The 22,149-nt window shown below is 62.1% G+C and carries 21 protein-coding genes and 3 tRNA genes; 11 read left to right on the top strand and 13 right to left on the bottom strand.

The genetic code is table 11. The features are described from left to right. Window positions 1-49 precede the first annotated feature (49 nt). Together C6V82_RS01110 and C6V82_RS01105 are read right to left on the bottom strand one after the other, a co-directional pair. Window positions 50-481, bottom strand: a complete 432-nt coding sequence (locus C6V82_RS01110; RefSeq protein ID WP_102589059.1) for a Na+/H+ antiporter subunit B — start codon at window positions 479-481, stop codon at window positions 50-52. After that, window positions 474-2,804, bottom strand: a complete 2,331-nt coding sequence (locus C6V82_RS01105) for a putative monovalent cation/H+ antiporter subunit A (protein WP_102589058.1) — start codon at window positions 2,802-2,804, stop codon at window positions 474-476. Before C6V82_RS01105 ends, C6V82_RS01110 begins: the two co-directional genes overlap by 8 nt. A gap of 250 nt (window positions 2,805-3,054) precedes the next feature. Between C6V82_RS01105 and C6V82_RS01100 the strand changes: the two genes are divergently transcribed. Genes C6V82_RS01100 through C6V82_RS01075 form a run of 6 tightly spaced genes read left to right on the top strand, consistent with a single transcriptional unit; the run spans window position 3,055 to window position 8,908 of the window. Then, window positions 3,055-5,889: a monovalent cation/H+ antiporter subunit A gene (locus tag C6V82_RS01100; RefSeq protein WP_102589057.1), complete on the top strand. Its 2,835-nt coding sequence runs from the start codon at window positions 3,055-3,057 to the stop codon at window positions 5,887-5,889. Beyond that, window positions 5,889-6,233, top strand: coding sequence for a Na+/H+ antiporter subunit C (locus C6V82_RS01095; RefSeq protein ID WP_102589056.1), 345 nt, complete (start codon window positions 5,889-5,891; stop codon window positions 6,231-6,233). Before C6V82_RS01100 ends, C6V82_RS01095 begins: the two co-directional genes overlap by 1 nt. Further along, window positions 6,230-7,753: a monovalent cation/H+ antiporter subunit D gene (locus C6V82_RS01090; protein WP_102589055.1), complete on the top strand. Its 1,524-nt coding sequence runs from the start codon at window positions 6,230-6,232 to the stop codon at window positions 7,751-7,753. The genes C6V82_RS01095 and C6V82_RS01090 overlap by 4 nt, the downstream gene beginning before the upstream one ends. Beyond that, a complete protein-coding gene (locus C6V82_RS01085) occupies window positions 7,750-8,247 on the top strand; it encodes a Na+/H+ antiporter subunit E (protein WP_102589054.1) in 498 nt (165 codons plus the stop codon). Before C6V82_RS01090 ends, C6V82_RS01085 begins: the two co-directional genes overlap by 4 nt. Next, on the top strand, window positions 8,241-8,510 hold the full coding sequence (locus tag C6V82_RS01080) for a K+/H+ antiporter subunit F (protein ID WP_102589053.1): 270 nt from the start codon (window positions 8,241-8,243) through the stop codon (window positions 8,508-8,510). The genes C6V82_RS01085 and C6V82_RS01080 overlap by 7 nt, the downstream gene beginning before the upstream one ends. A gap of 8 nt (window positions 8,511-8,518) precedes the next feature. Further along, a complete protein-coding gene (locus C6V82_RS01075) occupies window positions 8,519-8,908 on the top strand; it encodes a Na+/H+ antiporter subunit G (protein WP_102589052.1) in 390 nt (129 codons plus the stop codon). A gap of 33 nt (window positions 8,909-8,941) precedes the next feature. Here the strand turns inward: C6V82_RS01075 and hemH are convergent, their stop codons facing one another. Next, window positions 8,942-10,015 (bottom strand): ferrochelatase, encoded by a 1,074-nt coding sequence (gene hemH / locus C6V82_RS01070; RefSeq protein ID WP_102589051.1) that lies wholly within the window; start codon window positions 10,013-10,015, stop codon window positions 8,942-8,944. Window positions 10,016-10,153: 138 nt separating this feature from the next. Between hemH and C6V82_RS01065 the strand changes: the two genes are divergently transcribed. Further along, window positions 10,154-11,752, top strand: coding sequence for a cryptochrome/photolyase family protein (locus tag C6V82_RS01065; RefSeq protein ID WP_102589050.1), 1,599 nt, complete (start codon window positions 10,154-10,156; stop codon window positions 11,750-11,752). After that, window positions 11,749-12,144, top strand: a complete 396-nt coding sequence (locus C6V82_RS01060; protein WP_102589049.1) for a thiol-disulfide oxidoreductase DCC family protein — start codon at window positions 11,749-11,751, stop codon at window positions 12,142-12,144. The genes C6V82_RS01065 and C6V82_RS01060 overlap by 4 nt, the downstream gene beginning before the upstream one ends. 53 nt (window positions 12,145-12,197) lie before the next feature. Here the strand turns inward: C6V82_RS01060 and C6V82_RS01055 are convergent, their stop codons facing one another. From C6V82_RS01055 to rnr, 9 genes are all read right to left on the bottom strand, one after another. Further along, complete coding sequence (locus C6V82_RS01055) at window positions 12,198-12,500, bottom strand: DUF6482 family protein (protein WP_102589048.1); 303 nt, start codon at window positions 12,498-12,500, stop codon at window positions 12,198-12,200. Window positions 12,501-12,644: 144 nt separating this feature from the next. Beyond that, window positions 12,645-12,938 carry a hypothetical protein gene (locus C6V82_RS01050; RefSeq protein ID WP_102589047.1) on the bottom strand — a complete coding sequence of 98 codons (294 nt, stop codon included), beginning with the start codon at window positions 12,936-12,938 and terminating at the stop codon, window positions 12,645-12,647. A 91-nt stretch (window positions 12,939-13,029) separates the two neighbouring features. Continuing rightward, a complete protein-coding gene (dnaB, locus tag C6V82_RS01045; RefSeq protein WP_102589046.1) occupies window positions 13,030-14,418 on the bottom strand; it encodes a replicative DNA helicase in 1,389 nt (462 codons plus the stop codon). Window positions 14,419-14,676: 258 nt separating this feature from the next. Then, window positions 14,677-15,123, bottom strand: coding sequence for a 50S ribosomal protein L9 (rplI, locus tag C6V82_RS01040; RefSeq protein WP_102589045.1), 447 nt, complete (start codon window positions 15,121-15,123; stop codon window positions 14,677-14,679). Between the two features lie 15 nt (window positions 15,124-15,138). Continuing rightward, the gene (locus tag C6V82_RS01035; protein WP_102589044.1) at window positions 15,139-15,990 is read right to left on the bottom strand and encodes a hypothetical protein; all 852 of its coding nucleotides are present in this window, start codon (window positions 15,988-15,990) and stop codon (window positions 15,139-15,141) included. A gap of 12 nt (window positions 15,991-16,002) precedes the next feature. Further along, on the bottom strand, window positions 16,003-16,230 hold the full coding sequence (gene rpsR, locus C6V82_RS01030; RefSeq protein ID WP_023004506.1) for a 30S ribosomal protein S18: 228 nt from the start codon (window positions 16,228-16,230) through the stop codon (window positions 16,003-16,005). A 33-nt stretch (window positions 16,231-16,263) separates the two neighbouring features. Then, on the bottom strand, window positions 16,264-16,632 hold the full coding sequence (rpsF, locus tag C6V82_RS01025) for a 30S ribosomal protein S6 (RefSeq protein WP_102589043.1): 369 nt from the start codon (window positions 16,630-16,632) through the stop codon (window positions 16,264-16,266). Between the two features lie 428 nt (window positions 16,633-17,060). Then, window positions 17,061-17,873, bottom strand: a complete 813-nt coding sequence (rlmB, locus tag C6V82_RS01020; protein WP_102589042.1) for a 23S rRNA (guanosine(2251)-2'-O)-methyltransferase RlmB — start codon at window positions 17,871-17,873, stop codon at window positions 17,061-17,063. A gap of 103 nt (window positions 17,874-17,976) precedes the next feature. Next, on the bottom strand, window positions 17,977-20,388 hold the full coding sequence (gene rnr, locus C6V82_RS01015) for a ribonuclease R (RefSeq protein WP_102589041.1): 2,412 nt from the start codon (window positions 20,386-20,388) through the stop codon (window positions 17,977-17,979). Between the two features lie 233 nt (window positions 20,389-20,621). On the opposite strand from rnr, the gene C6V82_RS01010 reads away from it, so the two are divergent. The 3 genes from C6V82_RS01010 (at window position 20,622) to C6V82_RS01000 (ending at window position 21,074) form a co-directional block, all read left to right on the top strand. Further along, window positions 20,622-20,708: transfer RNA gene (locus C6V82_RS01010), tRNA-Leu, on the top strand. A gap of 114 nt (window positions 20,709-20,822) precedes the next feature. Continuing rightward, window positions 20,823-20,909 (top strand) — tRNA-Leu (locus C6V82_RS01005). A 78-nt stretch (window positions 20,910-20,987) separates the two neighbouring features. Next, window positions 20,988-21,074: transfer RNA gene (locus C6V82_RS01000), tRNA-Leu, on the top strand. Window positions 21,075-21,167: 93 nt separating this feature from the next. Here C6V82_RS01000 and C6V82_RS00995 read toward each other — a convergent pair. Next, window positions 21,168-22,028: a DNA/RNA non-specific endonuclease gene (locus C6V82_RS00995; RefSeq protein WP_102588410.1), complete on the bottom strand. Its 861-nt coding sequence runs from the start codon at window positions 22,026-22,028 to the stop codon at window positions 21,168-21,170. Between the last annotated feature and the right edge of the window lie 121 nt (window positions 22,029-22,149).

The raw sequence follows: 22,149 nt of genomic DNA, 5'->3' as shown, positions 1-22,149 counted from the left end.
CCCTGAGGGTTTTGCCAGCGTGGGGTTATCATGCCTTATCGTCATTGGTTCATGGCTCATCCTTGTCGACCTCCATCAACGTCATCACCATGGCCAGTACCGAGCCCAATACCGCCAGATAGACACCGATGTCGAAAATCAGCACGGTCGATGCCTTGAAATCGATGATCGGTATAGTCCACCACTGAGCAGTCAGGAATGCCTGCCCCATGAACCACGCCGGGAAGACCGATACCATTCCCAGCAATAGCCCCACACCGATCAGATCACGAGGATCGACCATGCGAAGCACTTGCTTGGTAGCCGAGACGCCAAAGGCGAACAGATAAAGCGTGAAGGCGCCCGCTGCCACCAATCCGGCAATGAAGCCACCACCAGGCTCGTCATGACCGCGCAACAGCAGAAATACCGAGAACAACAGTTGCAGTGGCATCATCAGCCGCGCAGCAGTATTGAGAATGATGGTACCGGACTTAACCATCTGCATTCTCCTTGGCTGCAGCGCCCTGTTTCACTGATCTCTCCGGGGCACGGAACTTGAGCATCGCGAAAACGCCAATCGCAGCCAGTGCCAGCACGAAGATTTCACCCAAGGTGTCCAACGAGCGATAGTCGACCAGTATGACGTTGACAATGTTGCGGCCGTGCGCCAATGGCACACTGTTCTCGATCATATAACCGGAAATTGGCACGAACTGATCGATACTCCACGAAGTGAGCACCAGCAGGGTGATCATGCCTCCCATGCAGCCTGCAACAATGACGTCGCGAACTCGCTCCAGTGGATTCGACAAGGTAGAGAAGCGAGGTAAACGGAACAGCACAAGTACCAGCAGTATCACTGTCAGGGTCTCGACCAGCAACTGCGTGATACCCAGGTCTGGAGCGCTGAACTGAATGAAAGTCAGGGCTATGGAGAATCCCATTATGCCCACAGAGACCACCGCCCCAAGTCTTGAGCGAGCGATGGTGGCGAACAATGCCCCCATCACCATCATGCCCACCACAACCGCTTCGTGGAACTGTACATCCAGGTGAAAAGCCAACTGTGGTGCATGCCGCAGCAACAATGAATTGCCGATCAAGGCAATCAGCGTGAGGATCATCACAAGAATATAGTTGCGCATATAGCCGTTCTGCAGCACGCGGGTCTGCCACTCGGAGAACACCACCACCCAGGCCATCAACGCCTCGTAACCGGCTTCTGGCCCCCGCGCCAGCAGCGGATCAAGTCGTGCCAAACGGGCACGCACTCGATCCCAGTGGCGGTAAACAAGCGCCCCCAATGCCAGGCTCACAAGCGACAGGATGAGCGGCAGGTTAATGCCATGCCAGAGTGCCAGGTGCACGTCTGGTCCAGCAACGCCCATCTGCTCTACCGTCGCGGTTACCAGGGAGTCGAGAACCCCAGGCATCAGGCCCAACAGTAACGATAAGGTGGCAAGCATGGCAGGACCTGCCAGCATGCCTGTCGGGGCTTCATGTGGTGTCTTGGGTGTCTCGCGACGTTTGCCAAAGAACGGTTTAAGCACCATGACAGCCGCCACCGCCAGGGTAAGGAAGGCCGCGATGAAGGCCAGCATCAGTATCAGCATGTCAAAGTGATCAGCAGCGAGCACTGACTCCAGCATCAGCTCCTTGCCGACGAAGCCAAGCAGCGGCGGCAGGCCCGCCAGCGACAACGCCGCGATACAGGCCACCAGGGTGGTTTTGGGCATCACGTGGCGCAAACCACCCATCGCAGTGACATCCTTGGTGCCGGTCTCATGATCCAGGATACCGGCAACCATGAACAGCGCGCCCTTGTACAGCGAATGAGCCAGCAGGAAGGTAACGAAGGCAATCAGCGCGCCTTCGGTGCCGATCCCCAACAGCATCGTCAAGGTTCCCAGGGCCATCACCGTGGAGTAGGCAAGCAGCTTCTTGACGTTGGTATTGCGAATGGCCAGGAAGGCACCAGTGAACATGGTGAATGCCCCAACAACCGAGAGGATAATAATCCACATCTCGGTACCGCCAAGGCTTGGCTGCAGTCGCGCCAGAAGATAAATCCCTGCCTTGACCATGGTGGCGGAGTGCAGGTAGGCCGAGACCGGCGTGGGCGCAGCCATGGCATTGGGTAGCCAGAAATGAAACGGAAACTGAGCCGACTTGGTAAAGGCACCGAGCAACACACAGATCAGCAAGGGGGTGTAGAGATCATGCTCACGCAGGACATCACCCATGGCGTTCAGCTCGGACAATGACCAACTGCCGCCGGCAACACCCAACATCACCAGTCCTGCCATCAGCGCAAGACCGCCAGCCACCGTGACGAACAGGCCTTGCTGTGCCGATTTTCGCGCCGTGAGATCGGTGTGGTTGAACCCGATCAACAGGTAGGAGGTGATACTGGTGAGTTCCCAGAAGACGAACAGGGTTACCAGGTTATCGGACAGCACCAGGCCGAGCATCGACATCATGAAGGCGACGATCACCACCAGAAAGCGTGGCAGATCACGATGGCCTTTCAGATAGTCGCCGGTATAAATCAGCACCAGTGCGCCGATCACGGTGATCAGCATCGCGAAGAGCCAGGCCAGGCCATCGATCAGGAAGGTCAACGTAATACCGAGCGCGGGTACCCAGGCCCACTCCAGCAGCAGCACGTCGCCGGCCGCAATCGTTGGCCACTGCCCCATCAACCACATCGCCATGGACAACGGCAGAATCGCCATGACCAACGGTGTCCTGGCACCAAACCAGTGGTGCAGCAGTGGCGCCATTCCCGCCAGGATGAAGCCACCCATTACGGCAAGCTGCATGTCACGCCCTCCCCGTTACTCTCTGCCCCTGCTACCTTCATCTTCGGGCTTGGCCGGATCAAGCAACTACTCTATAGAGCCAAGGTGTTGAAAGGCAAGGAAGGGGCGACCAACAAATGTTTACGGTAGAGTAGACAGGGCAAGATCATGGGTGGGCGCGTTGGCCAAGGGATGGCAAAAGGCGACAAGCCGCTCACAGATCCCGACAGCAACATGCCCCTAATTCAGACCCGCGCAGGATGACCGTTCAATGACATTGCTGTGGATAGCCCTGTTGCCGCTGCTGGGTGTCATCGTACCCGTGCTGACCTCGGGGCGTGGAAGGCGATTCTGCTCGCTTGCCACCGCTGCGCTCCCTGCCCTTGGGCTGTTACTGACCCTTGCCCAGCTACCCGGAATCGCCGCTGGAGAATCGCTACGCTTCGCCGCCGCCTGGATACCAAGCCTGGGGCTCGACCTGGCGCTGAGACTGGATGGCCTGTCGGTGCTGTTCAACCTGCTGATCCTCGGCATCGGGCTGCTCATCCTGCTGTATGCCCATTTCTACCTGTCGCCAGAGGAACCCTACGGCCGCTTCTACGCCTACCTGATCCTGTTCATGGCCTCGATGGTCGGCATCGTGATGTCCGACAACCTGTTACTGCTGTGGCTTTATTGGGAACTGACCAGCATTTCTTCCTTCCTGCTGATCGGCTTCTGGTCGCACCGCAGCGACGCCCGCAAGGGTGCACGCATGGCGCTGACCGTGACCGGCGCTGGTGGCCTGGCGCTGCTCGCCGGCCTGCTGCTGCTCGGCGACATGGCCGGTAGCTTCGACATCGACGTGGTGCTGGCCAGCGGCGATGCGATCCTCGCCGACCCACGCTATCCATTGATGCTGGGCCTGGTGCTGCTTGGCGCCTTTACCAAGTCGGCACAGTTCCCCTTCCAGTTCTGGCTGCCCCACGCCATGGCCGCGCCCACCCCGGTGTCGGCCTATCTGCACTCTGCCACCATGGTCAAGGCCGGCATCTTCCTGATGGCCAGGCTCCACCCTGCGATCGCTGGCAGTGAACTGTGGTCGGTGGTGGTGTCGCTGGTGGGCATGGCGACGCTGCTCTATGGTGCCTGGTTCGCGCTGCTAAAGACCGACCTCAAGGCCATCCTGGCCTTTTCCACGGTCAGCCACCTGGGCCTGATCACCGTACTGCTGGGCATCGGCAGCCCAATGGCTGTGCTTGCCGCGCTGTTTCACGTTCTCAATCATGCCACCTTCAAGGCGGCGCTGTTCATGAGCGCCGGAATCATCGACCATGAAACCGGCACCCGTGAACTGGGAAGGCTCGGCGGACTTCGCCGCGCCATGCCGGTCACCGCCGTGCTGACCACGGTGGCCGCCGCCGCCATGGCCGGCGTGCCCCTGCTCAACGGCTTTCTCTCCAAGGAGATGTTCTTCACCGAGAGCCTTTCGACCCCGGTACTCGGCGGCTTGAGCTGGGCGATGCCGGTGCTGGCCACCCTGGGGGGTATCCTCTCGGTGGCCTACTCGTTGCGCCTGGTGCATGCGGTCTTCTTCAAGCCTGCCCGCGAAGCACCGCCATCCCCTCCCCATGAACCACCACGCCTGATGCGAGCGCCGGTGGAACTGCTGGTCGCCTTGTGCGTGCTGGTGGGCCTGTTCCCTGCGGCGCTGGCCACCGGCCTGCTCGACATGGCCTCCCAGGCGGTCCTTGGCGAGTCGCTCGACTTCCATCTGGCGATCTGGCACGGCGTGAACCTGCCCCTGGCCATGAGCGTGGTGGCACTGATGGCCGGCATTGCCACCTATTGGCGCCATGGCGACCTGCGACGCTATCTCAAGGGATTTCGCTCGGTGGACTCGCGCCTGGTCTTCGAGGACTCGGTCCAGTCGCTGAACCGGCGCGCCGAAAAGGTACTCACCCGCTTCGAGGGCGGCTCGCTGCAGCGCTACATGGCTTGGCTGCTGCTCGCATCACTGGTCATGGGGGGAATCGGACTCGCCGGCATGGGGCCGCTGACCGGCAGCAAGGGCAACCAGCCCATCGACGGCGTGCTGCTGCTCGGTGCGGCGCTGCTGATCTTCGGGGGTGTGGGCACCGCCGTCACGCATCGCTACCGGCTGGTGTCGTTGATCCTGCTATCCGTGGTGGGTCTGATGGTATCGCTGACCTTCGCGCGCTTCTCCGCGCCTGACCTGGCCCTGACCCAGCTGTCCGTGGAGGTGGTGACGATGATCCTGCTGATGCTGGCGCTGTTCTTCCTGCCCCAGAAGACACCGCGCGAATCCTCTCCACGACGTAACCTGCGTGACGTGGTGCTGGCCGGCACCCTGGGCTTCGTTGTCGCAAGCCTCAACTACGCGGTACTGACCCGCGACAACGCGCCAATTTCGGGCTTCTTCCTCGACAACAGCATCCCCGGCGGCGGTGGCCATAATGTCGTCAACGTGATTCTGGTCGACTTTCGTGGCTTCGATACGCTGGGCGAGATCACCGTACTGGCTCTTGCGGGGCTGGCCATCTTCAAGTTGCTCAACCGCCTGAGGCTGTTCATGCCCCACAGTGACGGCGAAGGGCGCGTGTGGTCACCGGATCGTTATCCGGCCATCCTGACGTCGATCTCCATGGCGCTGCTGCCACTTGCCTTGTTGGTGTCCGCCTTCATCTTCCTGCGCGGCCACAACCTGCCCGGCGGCGGCTTCATCGCGGGGCTGATTACCGCCGTGGCGTTGATCCTGCTCTACATGGCTCGCGGCGTGGAATGGGCCCAGCAGCGCCTCGACTTCCCCTACCAGCCTGTCGCCATCATCGGCGTGGCCATCGCCACCCTCACCGGCCTCGGCAGTTGGCTGTTCGGCCACCCCTTCCTGACCTCGGCATTCGGACACTTCCACCTGCCACTGGTGGGCGAATTTGAACTGGCCACGGCCATGCTTTTCGATCTGGGCGTCTACCTTGCCGTGGTGGGCGCCACGTTGATGATCCTCGCCAACCTCGGCAAGGTCACCACGTCCCACCGCCCAACCAAGGAAGCTTCGCAGACAAGCGCCGCTGCCAACAAGCGGCTCACCAAGGAGAATCGCTGATGGAAAGCCTCTATGCCATCACCACCGGGGTATTGACCGCCTGCGGGCTCTACCTGACCCTGCGTGGCCGCACCTTCCCGGTGGTGGTCGGCCTGACCCTGCTCTCCTACGCGGTGAACCTGTTCCTGTTCTCGATGGGCGGTCTTACCACCGATGGCGCCGCGATACTCGATGGCCCAGGGACCTATGCCGATCCATTGCCCCAGGCGCTGGTGCTGACCGCCATCGTTATCGGCTTCGCCATGACCGCCTTCGTGGTGATCCTGGCAATGCGTGCGCGCAGCGAGGCGGGCAACGACCATGTGGACGGTCGCAAGCGTGAAGATGGGGAGGGTCGGGCGTGATCCAGCATCTGATCGTACTGCCGGTGGTACTACCGCTGGTGGCGGGCATCCTGCTGTTACGCAGCCGCCAAGGGGTGACACGCACCAAGCGCCTGATCAGCGTGGCGTCCACCGCGCTGCTGGTGCTGATCGGCATCGCGCTGGTGGCAAAGGCGGCCGGCGGCGAGGTGACCTACTACGCCCTGGGTGACTGGCAACCTCCGTTCGGTATCGTGCTGGTGCTGGACCGACTCTCGGCCCTGATGGTGCTGCTGACCGGGGTGCTGGCGTTGGGTGCTGTGGTATTCGCCTGCGCGGGGGATGACGAGAAGGGCAGCAACTTCCATGGCCTGTTCCAGTGGCAGCTGATGGGCATCAACGGTGCCTTCCTGACCGGCGACCTGTTCAACCTGTTCGTATTCTTCGAGGTGCTGCTGCTGGCGTCCTATGCCCTGCTTCTGCATGGCGGTGGCAAGGCGCGTATCCAGTCAAGCGTGCACTATGTGGTGCTCAACCTGGCCGGTTCCTCATTGTTCCTGATCGGGGTGGGCATACTGTACGGTGCCACCGGCACGCTCAACATGGCGGACATGGCGGTGCGCCTGGCCGAGCTCCCCGCCGAACGCGACGGGCTGGTCAAGGCTGGTGCCCTCATACTGTTGGTGGTGTTCGGCCTCAAGGCGGCCATCCTGCCGCTCTACTTCTGGTTGCCGCGGGCCTATGCCGCCGCCCCGGCACCGGTGGCGGCACTCTTCGCGATCATGACCAAGGTCGGCATCTATTCGATCCTGCGTGTCTATTCGTTGGTATTCGGTGAATCGGCCGGCGGTCTCGCCAACCTGGAGCAGGCCTGGATATGGTGGTTCTCGCTTGCCACCCTAATTGCCGCCGGCGTTGGGGTGCTGGCAGCGCGCGACCTGCGCCTGCTGGTCGCCTACCTGGTGCTGGTATCGGTGGGCACGCTGCTGGCGGGCATCGGCATGGGCTCGGTCGAGGCCGTATCCGCACTGCTCTACTACCTGATCCACACCACCCTGGTCACGGGTGGATTGTTCCTGCTCGCGGAACTGATTGGCGTACAGCGCGGCAAGGCCGGCACGCGCCTGGTCAAGGGACGCCCGCTCAAGCAGGGTGGCTGGCTTGCCGGACTGTTCTTCGTCGGTGCCGTGGGGGTGGCAGGCCTGCCCCCCATGTCGGGCGCGCTAGGCAAGGTACTGGTGATGGCCTCCGCCGAAGGCAGCCAGCAAGCCTGGTTGTGGCCGATCCTCCTGGCGACGGGCCTTGCCGCCACTGTGGCACTGTCACGCGCTGGCTCGACGCTGTTCTGGCGCAGCCAGGGAGATGCCATGGGCGAGGCGCTGCCACGTCGTCAGTGGTTTGGCGTGATGTGGTTGCTGGGCGCCTCACCGCTGCTGGTATTGCTGGCAGGGCCGATCACCGGATACACGCTTGCCACCGCCGAGCAGTTGGCCAACCCCGAGGCGATGATCCACGCGCTTTTCGATGCCCCGATGATTAAAGTCGACGGAGCGACCCCATGATGAAGCCTCGTTCCTGGCTCCCCACACCGTTGATGTCGATCCTGCTGCTGGTGGTGTGGCTGCTGCTGGTGCGCAGCGTGGCCTTCGGCCATATCCTGCTGGGGAGTGCGCTTGCCATCGCCATACCGCTGTTCACCCACCGCTTCTGGGACGCCCAGCCACACGTCGCCAAGCCATGGACTCTGCTGCGCTTCGTGCTGCGCGTGCTCGGCGACATCATCATCGCCAATCTCGAGGTGGCCTGGCTGATCGCCAACCCCTGGAGCAAGCTGAGGCCCCACTTCGTCGAGTATCCATTGATGCTCCAGGATCGCTTCACCGTGACGCTTTTGGCCAACACCATTAGCCTGACTCCGGGCACCGTCTCGGCCAACCTGCGCATGGATGGCAAGACCCTGCTGATCCACGCCTTGAACGTCGATGACGAGGAGGCGCTGATCACCCACATCCGCGAGCGCTACGAGCAGCCCCTGAAGGAGATCTACGAATGCTAGATATCGCCCTTTCGATCACCCTCGCGCTGGTGGTGATAGCCCTGCTACTCAACGTTTATCGCCTGGCGGTGGGTCCGGACATGCCGGATCGGCTGCTGGCACTGGACACCATGTACATCAACTCGATCGCGCTGATCGTGCTGATGGGGCTATGGCTCAATACCAAGACCTACTTCGAGGCGGCGCTGTTGATCGCCATGCTCGGTTTCATCAGCACCGTGGCGGTCTGCAAGTACCTGCTGCGCGGCGACATCATCGAATAGGAGGTCTCATGCTCTACGTGATTCTCGAAGGGGTGATCGCCTTTCTGCTGGTGGCCGGCGGCACCTTCGTGTTCATTGGCTCATTGGGGATGGCGCACCTGCGTGACTTCTACATGCGCCTGCACGGCCCCACAAAGGCCACCACCCTGGGCATCGGCTGCATGCTGATCGCCTCGATGCTGTACTTCTGGGTCATTGATGGAAAACCCGATATCCAGGAGATGCTGATTGCCCTGTTCTTGTTCATTACCGCACCGGTCAGTGCCCACCTGCTGGCCAAGACCGGCCTGCACATGCAGTTGCGCCACGAGGACCACACTGGCGGCAAGCCACCGGAACTGCGGGATGAGGAGATTGGTGAGCGCCCGGTGCCCCACCCGGACCGCGGCCACGGCTGAGCGCTTCCTCCCCAGCCGCGGCAGATACAGCGGTTAAATCCAACCGCCGAGCTCGTTCTCGATCACCGAGAGCAACGCGGCGATATGGTCATCGCGCGCGTTGAGGCAGGGAATGTAGGTGAAGGTCTCGCCGCCTGCCTCGATAAAGCTTGAGCGGATCTCCTGCTCGATTTCCTCGAGGGTCTCCACGCAATCGGAGGAAAACGCCGGCGACACCACCGCAATGTGCTTCTTGCCCTGGCGGGCAAGCTCGGCCACGTGCTCCACCGTCGCCGGCCCCACCCACTCCTCGGGGCCGAACTTGGACTGGAAGGCGGTGACGATCTCGTCGTCCTTCCAGCCCAGGCGCTCCTTCAGCAGGCGCGTGGTCTTCTGGCACTGGCAGTGGTAGGGGTCGCCCTCGAGCAAGTAGCGCTTGGGCACGCCGTGATAGGACGCCACGAGGACGTCGGGACGTGATTCGGTCGCCGCATAGGCCTCGCGCACCGAATTGGCCAGTGCCTCGATGTAGGCGGGCTGCTCGAAGTAGGCAGGCACCGTCCGCACGGCCGGCTGCCACTTGAGCTTCATCAGCGTGCGAAACGCCTGATCATTGGCGGTGGCCGTGGTCGGTGAGGCGTACTGTGGATAGAGCGGAAAGAACAGGATGCGCTCGCAACCCTCGGCCTGCATACGTCTGAGCACGCTGTCGGTGGATGGGTTGCCATAGCGCATGCAAAAATCCACCACCACCTGATCACCCAGCCGTTCTTTCAGGCCCGCGGACACCTTGCGGGTCTGCTCGCGAGTGATGGTCAAAAGCGGGCTCTCGTTCTGCTCGGTATTCCAGATGCTGCGGTAGGCCTCGCCGGACTTGAAGGGGCGGCGCGAGAGAATGATCAACTGCAGCAGGGGCTGCCATTTCCAGGCCGCGTAGTCGACCACCCGCCGGTCGGAGAGGAATTCGCTCAGGTAGCGGCGCATCGACCAATAGTCAGTGGCGTCCGGGGTACCCAGATTGGCCAGCAGCACCCCGACCTTCTTGCGCGGCACCGCCGGATGGTCGGTCGGGGCATGGGCCAGGCGCCCGCTCCCGGGCTGATCCTGCTCCAGATTGGCTGATGTCATGAACAAGACTCCTGCTGTGCGTTCGATACGGGTGAGGGCAAACATGCCGAATACATGAGCACAGTCTATCAGGGCTCGAGACGACAGCAGGAATGAAGTTGTACTATTGGGTGAATTTGTACAGCTTGAGGTACATGCATGATGCGCCCCCTGACGCTGGTGCTTGGCGACCAGCTGAGCCTCGACCTGCCGAGCCTCGTCGGCCTGCCCGACGGCGGCGTGGTGGCGCTGTGCGAGGTTGCAGCCGAGGGGACCTACGTCGCTCATCACCCCCAGAAGATCGCGCTGTTTCTCTCGGCCATGCGCCATTTCGCCGAGTCGCTTCGCAAGCGTGGGGTCAAGGTGCACTACAGCGCGCTGGACGACGCCGACAACACCCACGACCTGCTCGACGAGGCCGAGCGGCTGGCCGGGCTCTATGATTGCGACGAGATTCGCGTGGTACGGCCGGGAGAGTGGCGGCTGTTGGAGGAGATTCAGGCGCGCGCCAACGCCCCGCTCCCCTGGCGAATGATCGAGGATGATCGCTTCTTCACCACGCCAGCCGATTTCGCCGCCTGGGCGCAGGGCAAGAAGCAGCTACGGCTCGAATACTTCTATCGTGAGCAGCGCAAGCGCACCGGCCTGCTGATGGAGGGCAACCACCCGGCCGGAGGGAAGTGGAACTACGATCATGACAATCGAGAGCCCCTGGCGAAAGACGCCGTGTTCCCGGCGCCCCCCAGCCATCGGCGTGATGCCATCACCGACGATGTCCTGAGGTTGGTTGCCGAGCAGTTCGGCGACCATTTCGGCACCCTAGATGGCTTCAACTGGCCAGTGACCCGACGCCAGGCACTGGTCGACCTTGGGCATTTCATCGAGCATTCGCTCCCTGACTTCGGGCGTTTCCAGGACGCCATCAGCGATGCCGAGCCATGGCTCTACCACTCACGCCTCTCGGCGGCGCTGAACATCGGGCTATTGTCGCCCCACGAGGTCTGCGAAGCGGCCGAGGAGGCCTGGCAGAATGGCGCGGCGCCACTCAACAGCGTCGAGGGTTTCATACGCCAGATCCTTGGTTGGCGCGAGTACGTTCGAGGGCTCTACTGGACACGCATGCCCGATTACAAGCGCGGCAATCGATTGAATGCCGGGCGTGGTCTGCCCAGCTGCTACTGGAGCGGCGACACCGAGCTGCGCTGCCTCAAGCGCGCCATCGAGATGACCCGCGACAATGCCTACGCGCACCATATCCAGCGCCTGATGGTCACCGGCAACTTCGCGCTGCTGTGCGGCGTGGCGCCGGAAGCCCTCTGCGACTGGTACCTGGCGGTCTATGCCGATGCCAGCGAATGGGTGGAGTTGCCTAACACCCTGGGGATGGTGCTGCATGCCGATGGCGGTTTGATGGGCTCCAAGCCCTACTGCGCCTCCGGCAAGTACATCGACCGCATGTCGGACCACTGCCGACACTGCCGCTATGACCCCAAGCAGGTCACCGGTACTCGCGCCTGCCCACTCAACAGCCTCTACTGGCATTTCCTTGAACGCCATGCCGATACGCTGTCCACCAACCCACGCATGAAGTTGATCTACGGCTCGCTGTCACGCATGAGCGATGAAAAGCGTAACGCCATGCACCAGCAGGCCGAAGCGTTTCTGGCTTCCCTCGATTTTGCCCCCGCCTATGGCCGCGGTGGACAGCACCATGCGCATAGAGCCGGCTATCAGGCCGCCAAGGAGAGCCACGAATGAGTCGCCACACCGCCATGGACGCCCAGGCTCCGATCACTCTCTACCACGATGGTCACTGTCCCTTCTGCCAGAAGGAAGTCGCCTGGCTTTCCCGCCACCCAAACCATGAACGTGTCGTGCTGGTGGATATCCACGCACACGGCTTCGATGCCCAACGGCTGGGAACCACCTTCGAGGCCATGATGGGCAAACTGCACGTGCGCGACGATGAGGGACGCTGGTTCATCGGCATGGACGCCAGCCGGGCGCTGTATGCGGTACTGGGTTATCGCCGGCTGGTATGGCTCAGCAGCCTGCCGGGGCTTCACGGGATGATGAATGCAGGATACCGCTGGTTCGCTCGCCGCCGGGTGCGCCTGGGGCGCTGGTGGGAAAATCGGCGGCGAAGTTGATGAAGCGCTTGAGTGCTTGAATGGTGGGTGGTGGGTGGTGATAGTGAGCGGTGCTAAAAGACTAGCGGCATGCGTGAGGTCAACGGGTCCTGATAGTGGGCATCACGCCCGATCACTTCGTCGTGTGGCACCTGCTGAACCAGGTAGGCACGGTGAACCCCGGCACGTTTCAGCTCCAGGTAGACATCGTCCAGAGACCGGAACAACACCGGTTTGCCACGCTGGGTGAGCATATGCCGTGCCCCTTCGATGTCTTCCAGTTCGACCTGGTAAAAATGACTGCCGGCATGGCTGATCACTCGGATCTCGAAATTGTCGTGATGTTCGACAAACGCCTTGATGTCCTTGAATTCCATGGTTCCCTCCCTTCATATGTTCAGATGACCATTGGGCACAGCGTGGACCTGCCCAATGACAACTGAGTTACCCTACTGCTTCACGTTTGTGACCACGGCTGATGCAGGGGGTTCCAGGTGTGGGAGTGAACGAGCATCAGCCGATCATTGATAGGTCGAGGGATCGATGGCCTTGCCAAGCGAGTTGCGATCGATCCATTTGCCAGCCTTGGTCTCCTTGTAACGAAACACCACCTGGTCACCCACCTGTACCGGCAGCTCGGCATCCTCGGTCTGGTAACTGTAGTGTTCGCCCTCCACTACCAACTGGTAACGGTAGAGGTCGGGCATGCCGAGCCACTCCTTGAAGGGCCCTTCCCGCTCCATCGACTGGAGCTCACCTCGAGCCTGAAGCTTGGGAGTTCGCTGTCGATTGCCGCGTCGGAATCCGCCTGCCATGCTGCCTCCTTCCTGTTGTATCGGGCCGCTCTCGAAGGGTCGGCATTATACGGGCCTGTGCGAGTGGCTCAAGCGCAGTGTCTTGCCTTCGCTACTCGCCAAACGTATCGCGGTAACTATCCGGTGCCAGATCCTCGAATCGCGTGTACTTGCCGATGAACGCCATATGTACCGTGCCAATGGGGCCGTTACGCTGCTTGCCGATGATCAGCTCGGCGAGGCCTTGGTTGTCGGGGTTATCTGGATTGTAGACCTCATCCCGGTAGACGAAGGCAATGACATCGGCATCCTGCTCGATGGCACCGGATTCGCGCAGGTCCGACATCACCGGACGCTTGTTCGGGCGCTGCTCCAGCGAGCGGTTGAGCTGGGAGAGTGCCACCACCGGACACCCAAACTCCTTGGCCATGCCCTTGAGCGAGCGTGATATCTCGGAAATCTCGCCGGTACGGTTCTCGGAAAACCCCGGGATCTGCATCAACTGAAGGTAGTCGATCATGATCAGCCCCATGTTGCCGTGCTCACGCACCAGGCGCCGAATACGAGAGCGCATCTCATTGGGCGAAAGGGCTGCCGTGTCATCGATGAACAACTGCTTGTCCTTGAGCAGGTTGACCGCCGAGGTCAGGCGCGGCCAATCCTCGTCCTCGAGCTGGCCGGTTCGCACCCGCGTCTGGTCGATACGTCCAAGTGATGACAACATGCGCAGCATCAACGATTCGGCGGGCATCTCCATGGAGAACACCATCACCGGCTTGTCACTGGCGATCACCGCATGCTCGACAAGGTTCATGGCGAAGGTGGTCTTGCCCATCGAGGGGCGCCCGGCGATGATCACCAGATCGGAGGGCTGCAGGCCCGAGGTCATGTCATCCAGATCACTGAAACCAGTGGACAGACCGGACATCTCGCCCTGCATGTTGAAAAGCTCGTCGATGCGGTCAACGGCCTTGGAGAGCAACTCGCTCATGCCGATCGGCCCACCCGATTTGGGTCGTTCCTCGCTGATCTGGAAGACCAGACGCTCGGCTTCCTCGACCAGCTCATCAGCCGGGCGACCCTGGGGGCTGAAGGCACCGTCGGCGATCTGGCTTGAAGCCCGAATCAACTTGCGCAGGGTGGCGCGCTCGCGAACGATATCGGCGTAGGCGCGAATGTTGCTGGCCGAAGGCGTATTGCGCGCAAGCTCGGCCAGATAGGCAAGTCCACCCACGGTATCGAGCTGGTCACGGCCTTCCAGGGCCTCGGAGAGGGTGACCACGTCCATCGGCCGCCCGCCTTCGGCGATGGCGGCCATCACGTTGAAGATCAGGCGATGCTCATAGCGATAGAAGTCGTCGGCGACCAGGCGATCGGCGACGTTGTCCCAGGCCTGGTTGTCGAGCATCAGGCCACCCAGCACCGACTGCTCCGCCTCGAGTGAGTGCGGGGGCACCTTGAGGGCAGCGGTTTCCTTGTCGTGCTCGATCATTTCGTTCATGGCGCGGCGAACCCTGGGCGAAACTGGGCAAACATTCTACCCCAGGCCGAGCCTCTGCCCCTACCGACCAGCTCGGCTCCTGCCCACGTAGATTCCATCGACGTAACCCCCACCAGAAAAATCCCCACCAGTGCCGCCTCCTCTCACCAACGTTACGCCATCGTCACACAAAGGAAAGGGGCGTGGGAATCCAATCCCCACGCCCCCTTGTCCGCTGCATCGACCCTGGCAGGCCAATACGGCGCAGATGAGACGACCTTACTCGGCCACCACCACCACGCGCACGGTGGTGTCGACTTCCGCGTGCAGATGCAGCTGGATGTCGTATTCGCCGGTGTGGCGAATCGGACCTTCCGGCATGCGCACTTCGCTCTTGGCGATATCGATACCGGCAGAGGCGATCGCTTCGGCCAGGTCACGCGGGCCGATCGAGCCGAACAGCTTGCCTTCGTCACCAGCCTTGGAGACCAGCGACAGTTCGATCTCGGAAAGCTGAGCGGCACGCGCCTCGGCCTCGGCCTTGCGGTCGGCTGCCTGGGCTTCGAGCTCGGCGCGCTGGGATTCGAACGCGGCGATGTTGTCCTTGGTGGCCGGCACGGCGAGGCCGTAGGGCACCAGGTAGTTACGGCCATAGCCGGGTTTGACGGTGACCTGGTCACCCAGACCGCCCAGCTTGCCAATATTGTCGAGCAGAATGACTTCCATCTCGTAAACCTCTTGTCAGTTGCGGCTAGCCAGACGCCCGCGGAAATCCGCGAATACGTCGATCAAGGCCAGCAGCAGCACAATCAGAATCATGGGCCAGGTGGTGATCAATAAGACATAGAAAGCCACCAACCACAGCCCGTTCATCCCCTTCAATCCGATAACACCATGTACCAGCGCAATGCCGGCGACCATCAGCGGCACCCACATCAGCATGCCGAGTGCCACAATACCCAGCAGCATGCCAGCGCCCCCGAGCACGACCAGCACGGCAAGCTCACGCGGGGCCATGCGCAGCGCATGGAACTCCTCGCGAAAACCGCCGGGGTTGTAAAGCCCCGCTTGCCAGCCACGCGCCAGAGCCAGGCACGTCACGGCCGCCACCAGCACGACCAGTCCGGTCACTCCGCCAATCACCATCGCCGCCAGTTGCTCGGTATCGAGCCCCTGGTTGGCGAACTCGGTGAGCATGCGGTCGACCTCGGGCGCGCTCTGGCGAAGCTGCTCGAGCATCGGCCCCGCCCCACCCGGGGGCAGGAAGATGCCGATCTGGATCATCACCGCCCCGGCCAGGGCGCCGATGATCAGAGCCTCGCTCCAGCGCAGCCGTGAGCGCAGCACCACCGCCATCAGGGTGACCAGCAAAAGACATGCCAGCGGGATTACATCACCCTGCGCCCACCACCAGCCGGAAGGCACCGCCGCCGCAACGATCACCGGCAACGCGGAAGAGAGCCCGCGACGCAAGGTGACCAGGGCGGCAATGCCCGCCCCCAGCCAGAACAGCCAGGGAACCAGCGTAGCCAGGGCCGCCCCGCCAGCGGCATGGGGCGTGCCGCGCATCACGAAGCGGGCAATCGGCAACATCACGCCAGCAACTTACTGGTGGCTATCGGTGTAGGGCAGCAGCGCCAGGTAGCGGGCACGCTTGACAGCGGTGGCCAGCTGACGCTGGTAACGGGCCTTGGTCCCGGTGATACGGCTGGGAACGATCTTGCCGGTCTCGGTGATATAGGCCTTGAGCGTGTCCAGATCCTTGTAGTCGATCTGCTTCACGCCTTCAGCGGTAAAACGGCAGAACTTGCGGCGACGGAAAAAACGTGCCATGTGAAGACTCCTTCAAACGTGCGATGGGTGGGCTCAGGCAGATTCGGCGCGCGGCTTCTCTTCACGACGAGCGCGCTTTTCTTCCGTCGGCTTCATCATCGGCGACGCCTCGGTGACGGCTTCCTTGCTGCGCACCACCAGGCTGCGAATGATAGCGTCGTTGAAGCGGAAGATGTTCTCGATTTCCTCGAGAGTCTCGCCCTTGCACTCGACGTTCATCAGCACGTAGTGAGCCTTGTGGATCTTGTTGATCGGGTAGGCCAGGTGACGACGGCCCCAATCCTCCAGACGATGCACGGTTCCACCGTTCTCGGTGACGAGGCTGGTGTAGCGCTCGACCATGGCGGGAACCTGCTCGCTCTGGTCCGGATGGACCATGAAAACGATTTCGTAATGACGCATGGGATCTCCTTGCGGTTTGACAGCTTCCTCGGACCGCTCTGGTTCACGGGAAGCAAGGAGTGGCTGTCGACATGCCAACGTGGCAAGCGACATTGGCTGACATAGCCAGTGGCTGAGGGCAAGACTGAATCGCAACAGACCTTACAAACAACCGCGCCCGCTCGACAGGCGAACGGGCGCAGGTATTCTAAAGACTGGGCGCCGGTTGCGCAAGCGCCGACTGCCACCACGGGCGCAAGCAACGTCTCGTATTGAATCCGCGGCTTTTCCGGTGAAAGGCCTTCGAGGAGGCGCTGTGAACCCCTCCCTGGGCGCTACCTCTGCCATCCATGGCAGAGGACCTCCTCTACGGCCTATCCCCGGCGCCGCTCACCGAGGCGGCTCACCGATCGTCGCCTTGATGAGGTGTCTTCCCGGCGTTCTTAAGCTTAAAGCTTATGGCTTACAGCTCCCGGCGAAGCCGAGCCCCGCTGGCGCACCGCTTCAAACAGGCAGATTCCCGTCGCCACCGAGACGTTGAGGCTCGAGACACTGCCGGCCATGGGCAACTTGACCAGGGTATCGCAGGCTTCGCGCGTCAGGCGCCGCAACCCCTTTCCCTCGGCGCCCATCACCACGGCTAGCGGTCCTTGCAGGTCGACATCGAACACCAGGCTCTCGGCCTCCCCGGCGGTACCGGTGATCCACACGCCCAGTTCCTTGAGCCGGGCGAGCGAACGCGCCAGGTTGGTGACTTGATAGACAGGCACGCTCTCCGCGGCGCCACAGGCCACCTTGCGCACCATGGCATTGAGAGGCGCCGACTTGTCCTTGGGCACGATCACCCCGTGCACCCCCGCGGCGTCGGCGCTGCGCAGGCAAGCGCCGAAGTTGTGCACATCGGTGACGCCATCCAGCACCAGCAACAGCGGCGGTGACGGGTGCGGCCAGGCCTCGAGCTTGAACCACAGCTCCGCCTCATTGCCGAAGGCGAGCGGTGCGGTGAACGCGACAATGCCCTGATGGGCCGCCCCCCTGGCCAGCCGGTCGAGCTCAACGCGGGGGCGCGGCGTGATGCGCGCCCCCCCTTGGCGGGCAGCCTCGAGCAGCTCGGCAAGCCGGCTACCGGCACTGCCTTCCTGTACCCACACTTGCTTGGGCGTCTCGCCGCGTTCCAGCAATGCGCGCACCGCATGCACACCAAACACGGCATCCAGGCCTGGGGGGCCTGGTTCGCTCCGGCGGGGCTTGTTCTGTTTCATTTACGCGGTTTCAATCCTGGGCAATACGTTCAGGTCATGTCTCAAGGCCGGGCGATGGCGCCACCTGGCGGGAGAACTCCCGGCAGATGTCGGCACCGAGGGGTCAGCGGCGCGAACGGCGACGGCCGCCGCTTCGCTTCTTGCCACCCTTGTCATCGGCCTTGCCGTCCTTCTTGCCATCGGCCTTGGGCGGCTCGCTTCCGGCACGCGCACGACCGCGGTCAGGCGCATCGTCGACGGCCCGCCGGCGGCGCGGCTTGCGCTGGGGGCGCGGCTTGTCATCGGCCAGCTCGAAATCAATCTTGCGATCGTTCAGGTCGACCCGCGCCACCTGCACGGTCACCCCGTCGCCGAGCCGGTAACTCATCCCGGAACGCTCACCCTTCAGGCGGTGCTTTTCCGGCTCGTAGTGGTAGTAGTCGGAGGGTAGCGAGGTGACGTGTACCAGGCCCTCGACATACACCTCGTCGAGCCGCACGAAGATCCCGAACTGGGTCACCGAGGCAATCGTGCCGTCGAAGATATCGCCGAGCTTGTCGGACATGAACTCGCACTTCAGCCAGTCCTCGACGTCCCGTGTGGCATCGTCGGCACGGCGCTCGGTCATCGAGCAGCGCTCGCCGAGTTCGAGCATCTGCTCGAAGGTGTAGGGGCACCATTTGCTGGGCGGCTCTACCTTGGCGCCATCGGCGCGCAGCACCGTGTTGGTCTGGCGTGGGCCACGAATCACCGAGCGGATGGCGCGGTGCACCAAAAGGTCCGGGTAGCGTCGGATCGGCGAGGTGAAGTGCGCATAGGCCGGATAGGCAAGGCCAAAGTGGCCTTCGTTGTGCGGCGAGTACACCGCCTGGCTCATCGAGCGCAGCATCACGGTCTGGATGACGTCGGCATCGGGGCGGCCGCGCACCGTCTCGGCCAGCGTCCGATAATCCTGAGGCGTCGGCTCGTCCCCACCCCCCAACGACAAGCCCAGCTCGTTGAGGAACAAGCGCAGCTTGTCGAGACGCTCCGGCGAGGGGCGCTCGTGGATACGGTAGAGCGCCGGCAGATCGTGCTTGTCGAGAAAGCGCGCCGTGGCCACGTTGGCAGCCAGCATGCACTCTTCGATGATCTTGTGGGCGTCGTTGCGCGAACGCGGCACGATCTTCTCGATCTTGCGCTCGTCGTTGAAGATGATAGCCGTCTCTGTGGTTTCGAAGTCGATGGCGCCACGCGCCACGCGAGCTTCGCGCAATACCGTGTAGAGGTCCTTGAGGCCGTGCAGCGACGGTACCAGGTCGCGATACTCCTCGCGCAGCGCATCACCTTCGGTGTTCTCGTCATCGAGAATCGCCGCGACCTTGTTGTAGGTCAGACGTGCATGGGAGCGAAATACCGCCTCGTAGAAGCGATAGCGGCTGATGGTGCCGGTCTTGGAGATATTCATCTCGCAGACCAGTGCCAAGCGATCAACATCCGGATTCAACGAGCACAAGCCATTGGAAAGCAGTTCCGGCAGCATTGGCACCACCTGCCCCGGGAAGTACACCGAGTTGCCACGGCGTATCGCCTCCTGATCCAGGGCGCTGCCGGGACGCACGTAGTGAGAGACATCGGCGATCGCCACCAGCAGCTTCCAGCTACCGGACTTGGTCTTCCAGGCACATACGGCGTCGTCGAAGTCCTTGGCCGACTCATCGTCGATGGTCACCAGCGGCACGTCGCGCAGGTCGATGCGATGCTGCTTGTCGCCCTCGGCGACCTCGGCGGACATCTCGCTGATCTGGTCATTTACCTCGGGCGGAAATTCGGCGGGAATCTCGTAACTGCGGATGGCGATGTCGATCTCCATCCCCGGATCCATACGCTCACCGAGCACTTCGACCACCTCCCCCACCGGCTGCTGGCGAGTGGCCGGCTGCTGGACGATCTTCGCCGAGATCACCTGGCCATCCTTCGCCCCCCCACAGGCGCTGTGGGGAATGATCACTTCCTGGGTGATGCGCGGGTTCTCGGGGATCAGCACGCCGAACTCGGGGGTATTCTCGCGGTACACACCGACGATGGTCTGGGTATTGTGCGACAGCACCTCGACGATGGTGGCCTCGTCACGCCCGCGGCGGTCGCGGCCACTGACCCGCACCAACACGTGATCACCATGGAAGGTACGGCGAATCTGCCGCGGAGGCAGGACCAGATCAGGCTTCTTGCCATCATCGCGCAGCAGGAAACCAAAGCCGTCACGATGCCCAAGCACCTTGCCCTTGATCAGGTCGAGCTTGTCGATCAGCGTGTAGGCATTGCGGCGGTTGCGCAGCACCTGACCGTCCCGCTCCATGGCGGCCAACCGCCGCCGCACCGCTTCCTGAAGGTCTTCGTCCTCGAGGCCCAGCAGACGGCTCATTGCCTCATGGGTGAGCGGTTTGCCGGCGTCTTCCAGGCGTTTCAGCAGATATTCTCGGCTGGGCGCGGGGTTGTCGTACTTGTGGGCTTCGCGGCTCGCGTGGGGGTCGTCGCTGAGCGTCCAGTGAGTCATGCTGGGAGCATCCTTGGCAGGGTCGGTGACGGCATGCGGGAGAGGGCGCGCTGGCGCCGCGGGCATGAGGTGTTGCTTTGGGAGTCTTTTGTCATGGGCGCAGTATAGCGCCGTGCTGGCCCGTACCCAACCATCTGACCCGCCGGGGCTTGCCGAAAGGGGCAAAAAAACCCTCGCAAGCGCCTGCCGAGGCCTTGCATTGACAATGGAATCGGGTACCATACGCGTCGCTTGCCCAGATGGCGGAATTGGTAGACGCGCTAGCTTCAGGTGCTAGTATCCTTACGGATGTGGAGGTTCAAGTCCTCTTCTGGGCACCATCGATACCCTTGTGAACATCATGATCCGTTTCGGTGATGCGTGTCGCGGGATATCGAGAGGCAAGCACCGGGACCCGTTCCCACGCTCTTTGTCAGCTCGAATCGCTCGTGTTAGCCCAGGTGGCGGAATTGGTAGACGCGCTAGCTTCAGGTGCTAGTATCCTTACGGATGTGGAGGTTCAAGTCCTCTCCTGGGCACCATCATCGTCTTCGACGATGACACCAGAACACGCAGTGAATCAGCATACCCAAACGCAAGAGCACACAATTGCATGATGCGCCCAGGTGGCGGAATTGGTAGACGCGCTAGCTTCAGGTGCTAGTATCCTTACGGATGTGGAGGTTCAAGTCCTCTCCTGGGCACCACCGCCTCGACAGGCGTAGCCCGCGTCATGCAACCCCGATATCAATGAGAAAAACCGCGACTCAAGCTCGCGGTTTTTTGCGTTTGCATGTCGTTCAGAAGCGCGAAGGAAGACGGGCGACCTCTTCGAGCGCCCAGCCCTGAGTCGCCACCTGCCCTTCCAGTGCCTGTGCCGCTTCGTCTGGCAATCGCGGGAAGAAATCGAGACCACTACGCGCCTCCACCTGGTCGATGGGTACCAGGAAGTCATCCAGCGGCTCATCGCCACGCGCCTGTTGCGGCATGATGAAGGCCAGCGCCATGGGCGACTCGCCTGGCACCACGATGATCTTGTAGAACGCTTCGGGTATCTCGACGAACCCCACCCGATTGAGCACGTTGTCGGCGAAGGTTTCCGGAAACAGCGGGCCGGTGATCACCTGCACCACGCCGAAGCGCGGCACGAAGTGGTCGATCACCACCTCTTCGAGGCGCTGCCAGAGCTTTCGATTCAGGTCGGGGCGTTGAGGCGTCATATTGCTCATGCGAAAGGTCTGGCGCTGCGCCTCACGGCCATGCACCGCGGCAATCGCATAATTCGGCGCCAGGTGGCCCCGGTCATAACCACTACCGAAATAACTCTCGGTGCCGACAGGCCACAGGGTCCGCCAGTCGCGCTGGAAGCCTGGGCGCGGCCCGGCACTGGGCTCGTCGACCTCATGCAACTGGTAGCTGACCCATAAAGGATTGACCCGCACATCGGACCAGCCCACCAGAAACCCCTCGTTGCGCAGCACCCTATGAAATGATGTCGGCGTGAGAGACTGCCACTCCGGCACTCCCATCCAGACCAGCTGGTCACGGACGCGGCGCTCCTGGCTATACCAAAGGCCACTGGTCACTACCACGAACAGCAGAGTCACCCCGAAACGACGCCCGTGCCGGCGCCAGCGAGGAATAGTACGTCGACGCGTCATCCTTGAACTTCCTGTCCTTGAAAATCCTGTCCTTGAAAACCCTGTCCTTGAAACCCGTTGCCAGCACCATTTGGCCTAGTGCCTACCAAATTAGTGCTTGCAAGATTAGTGCCTGCCAAAT

The sequence above is a fragment of the Halomonas urumqiensis genome (genome assembly GCF_003028575.1).
GTDB classification, from domain to species: Bacteria; Pseudomonadota; Gammaproteobacteria; order Pseudomonadales; family Halomonadaceae; genus Halomonas; species Halomonas urumqiensis.
This window is presented reverse-complemented; position numbering and strand designations above follow the sequence as displayed.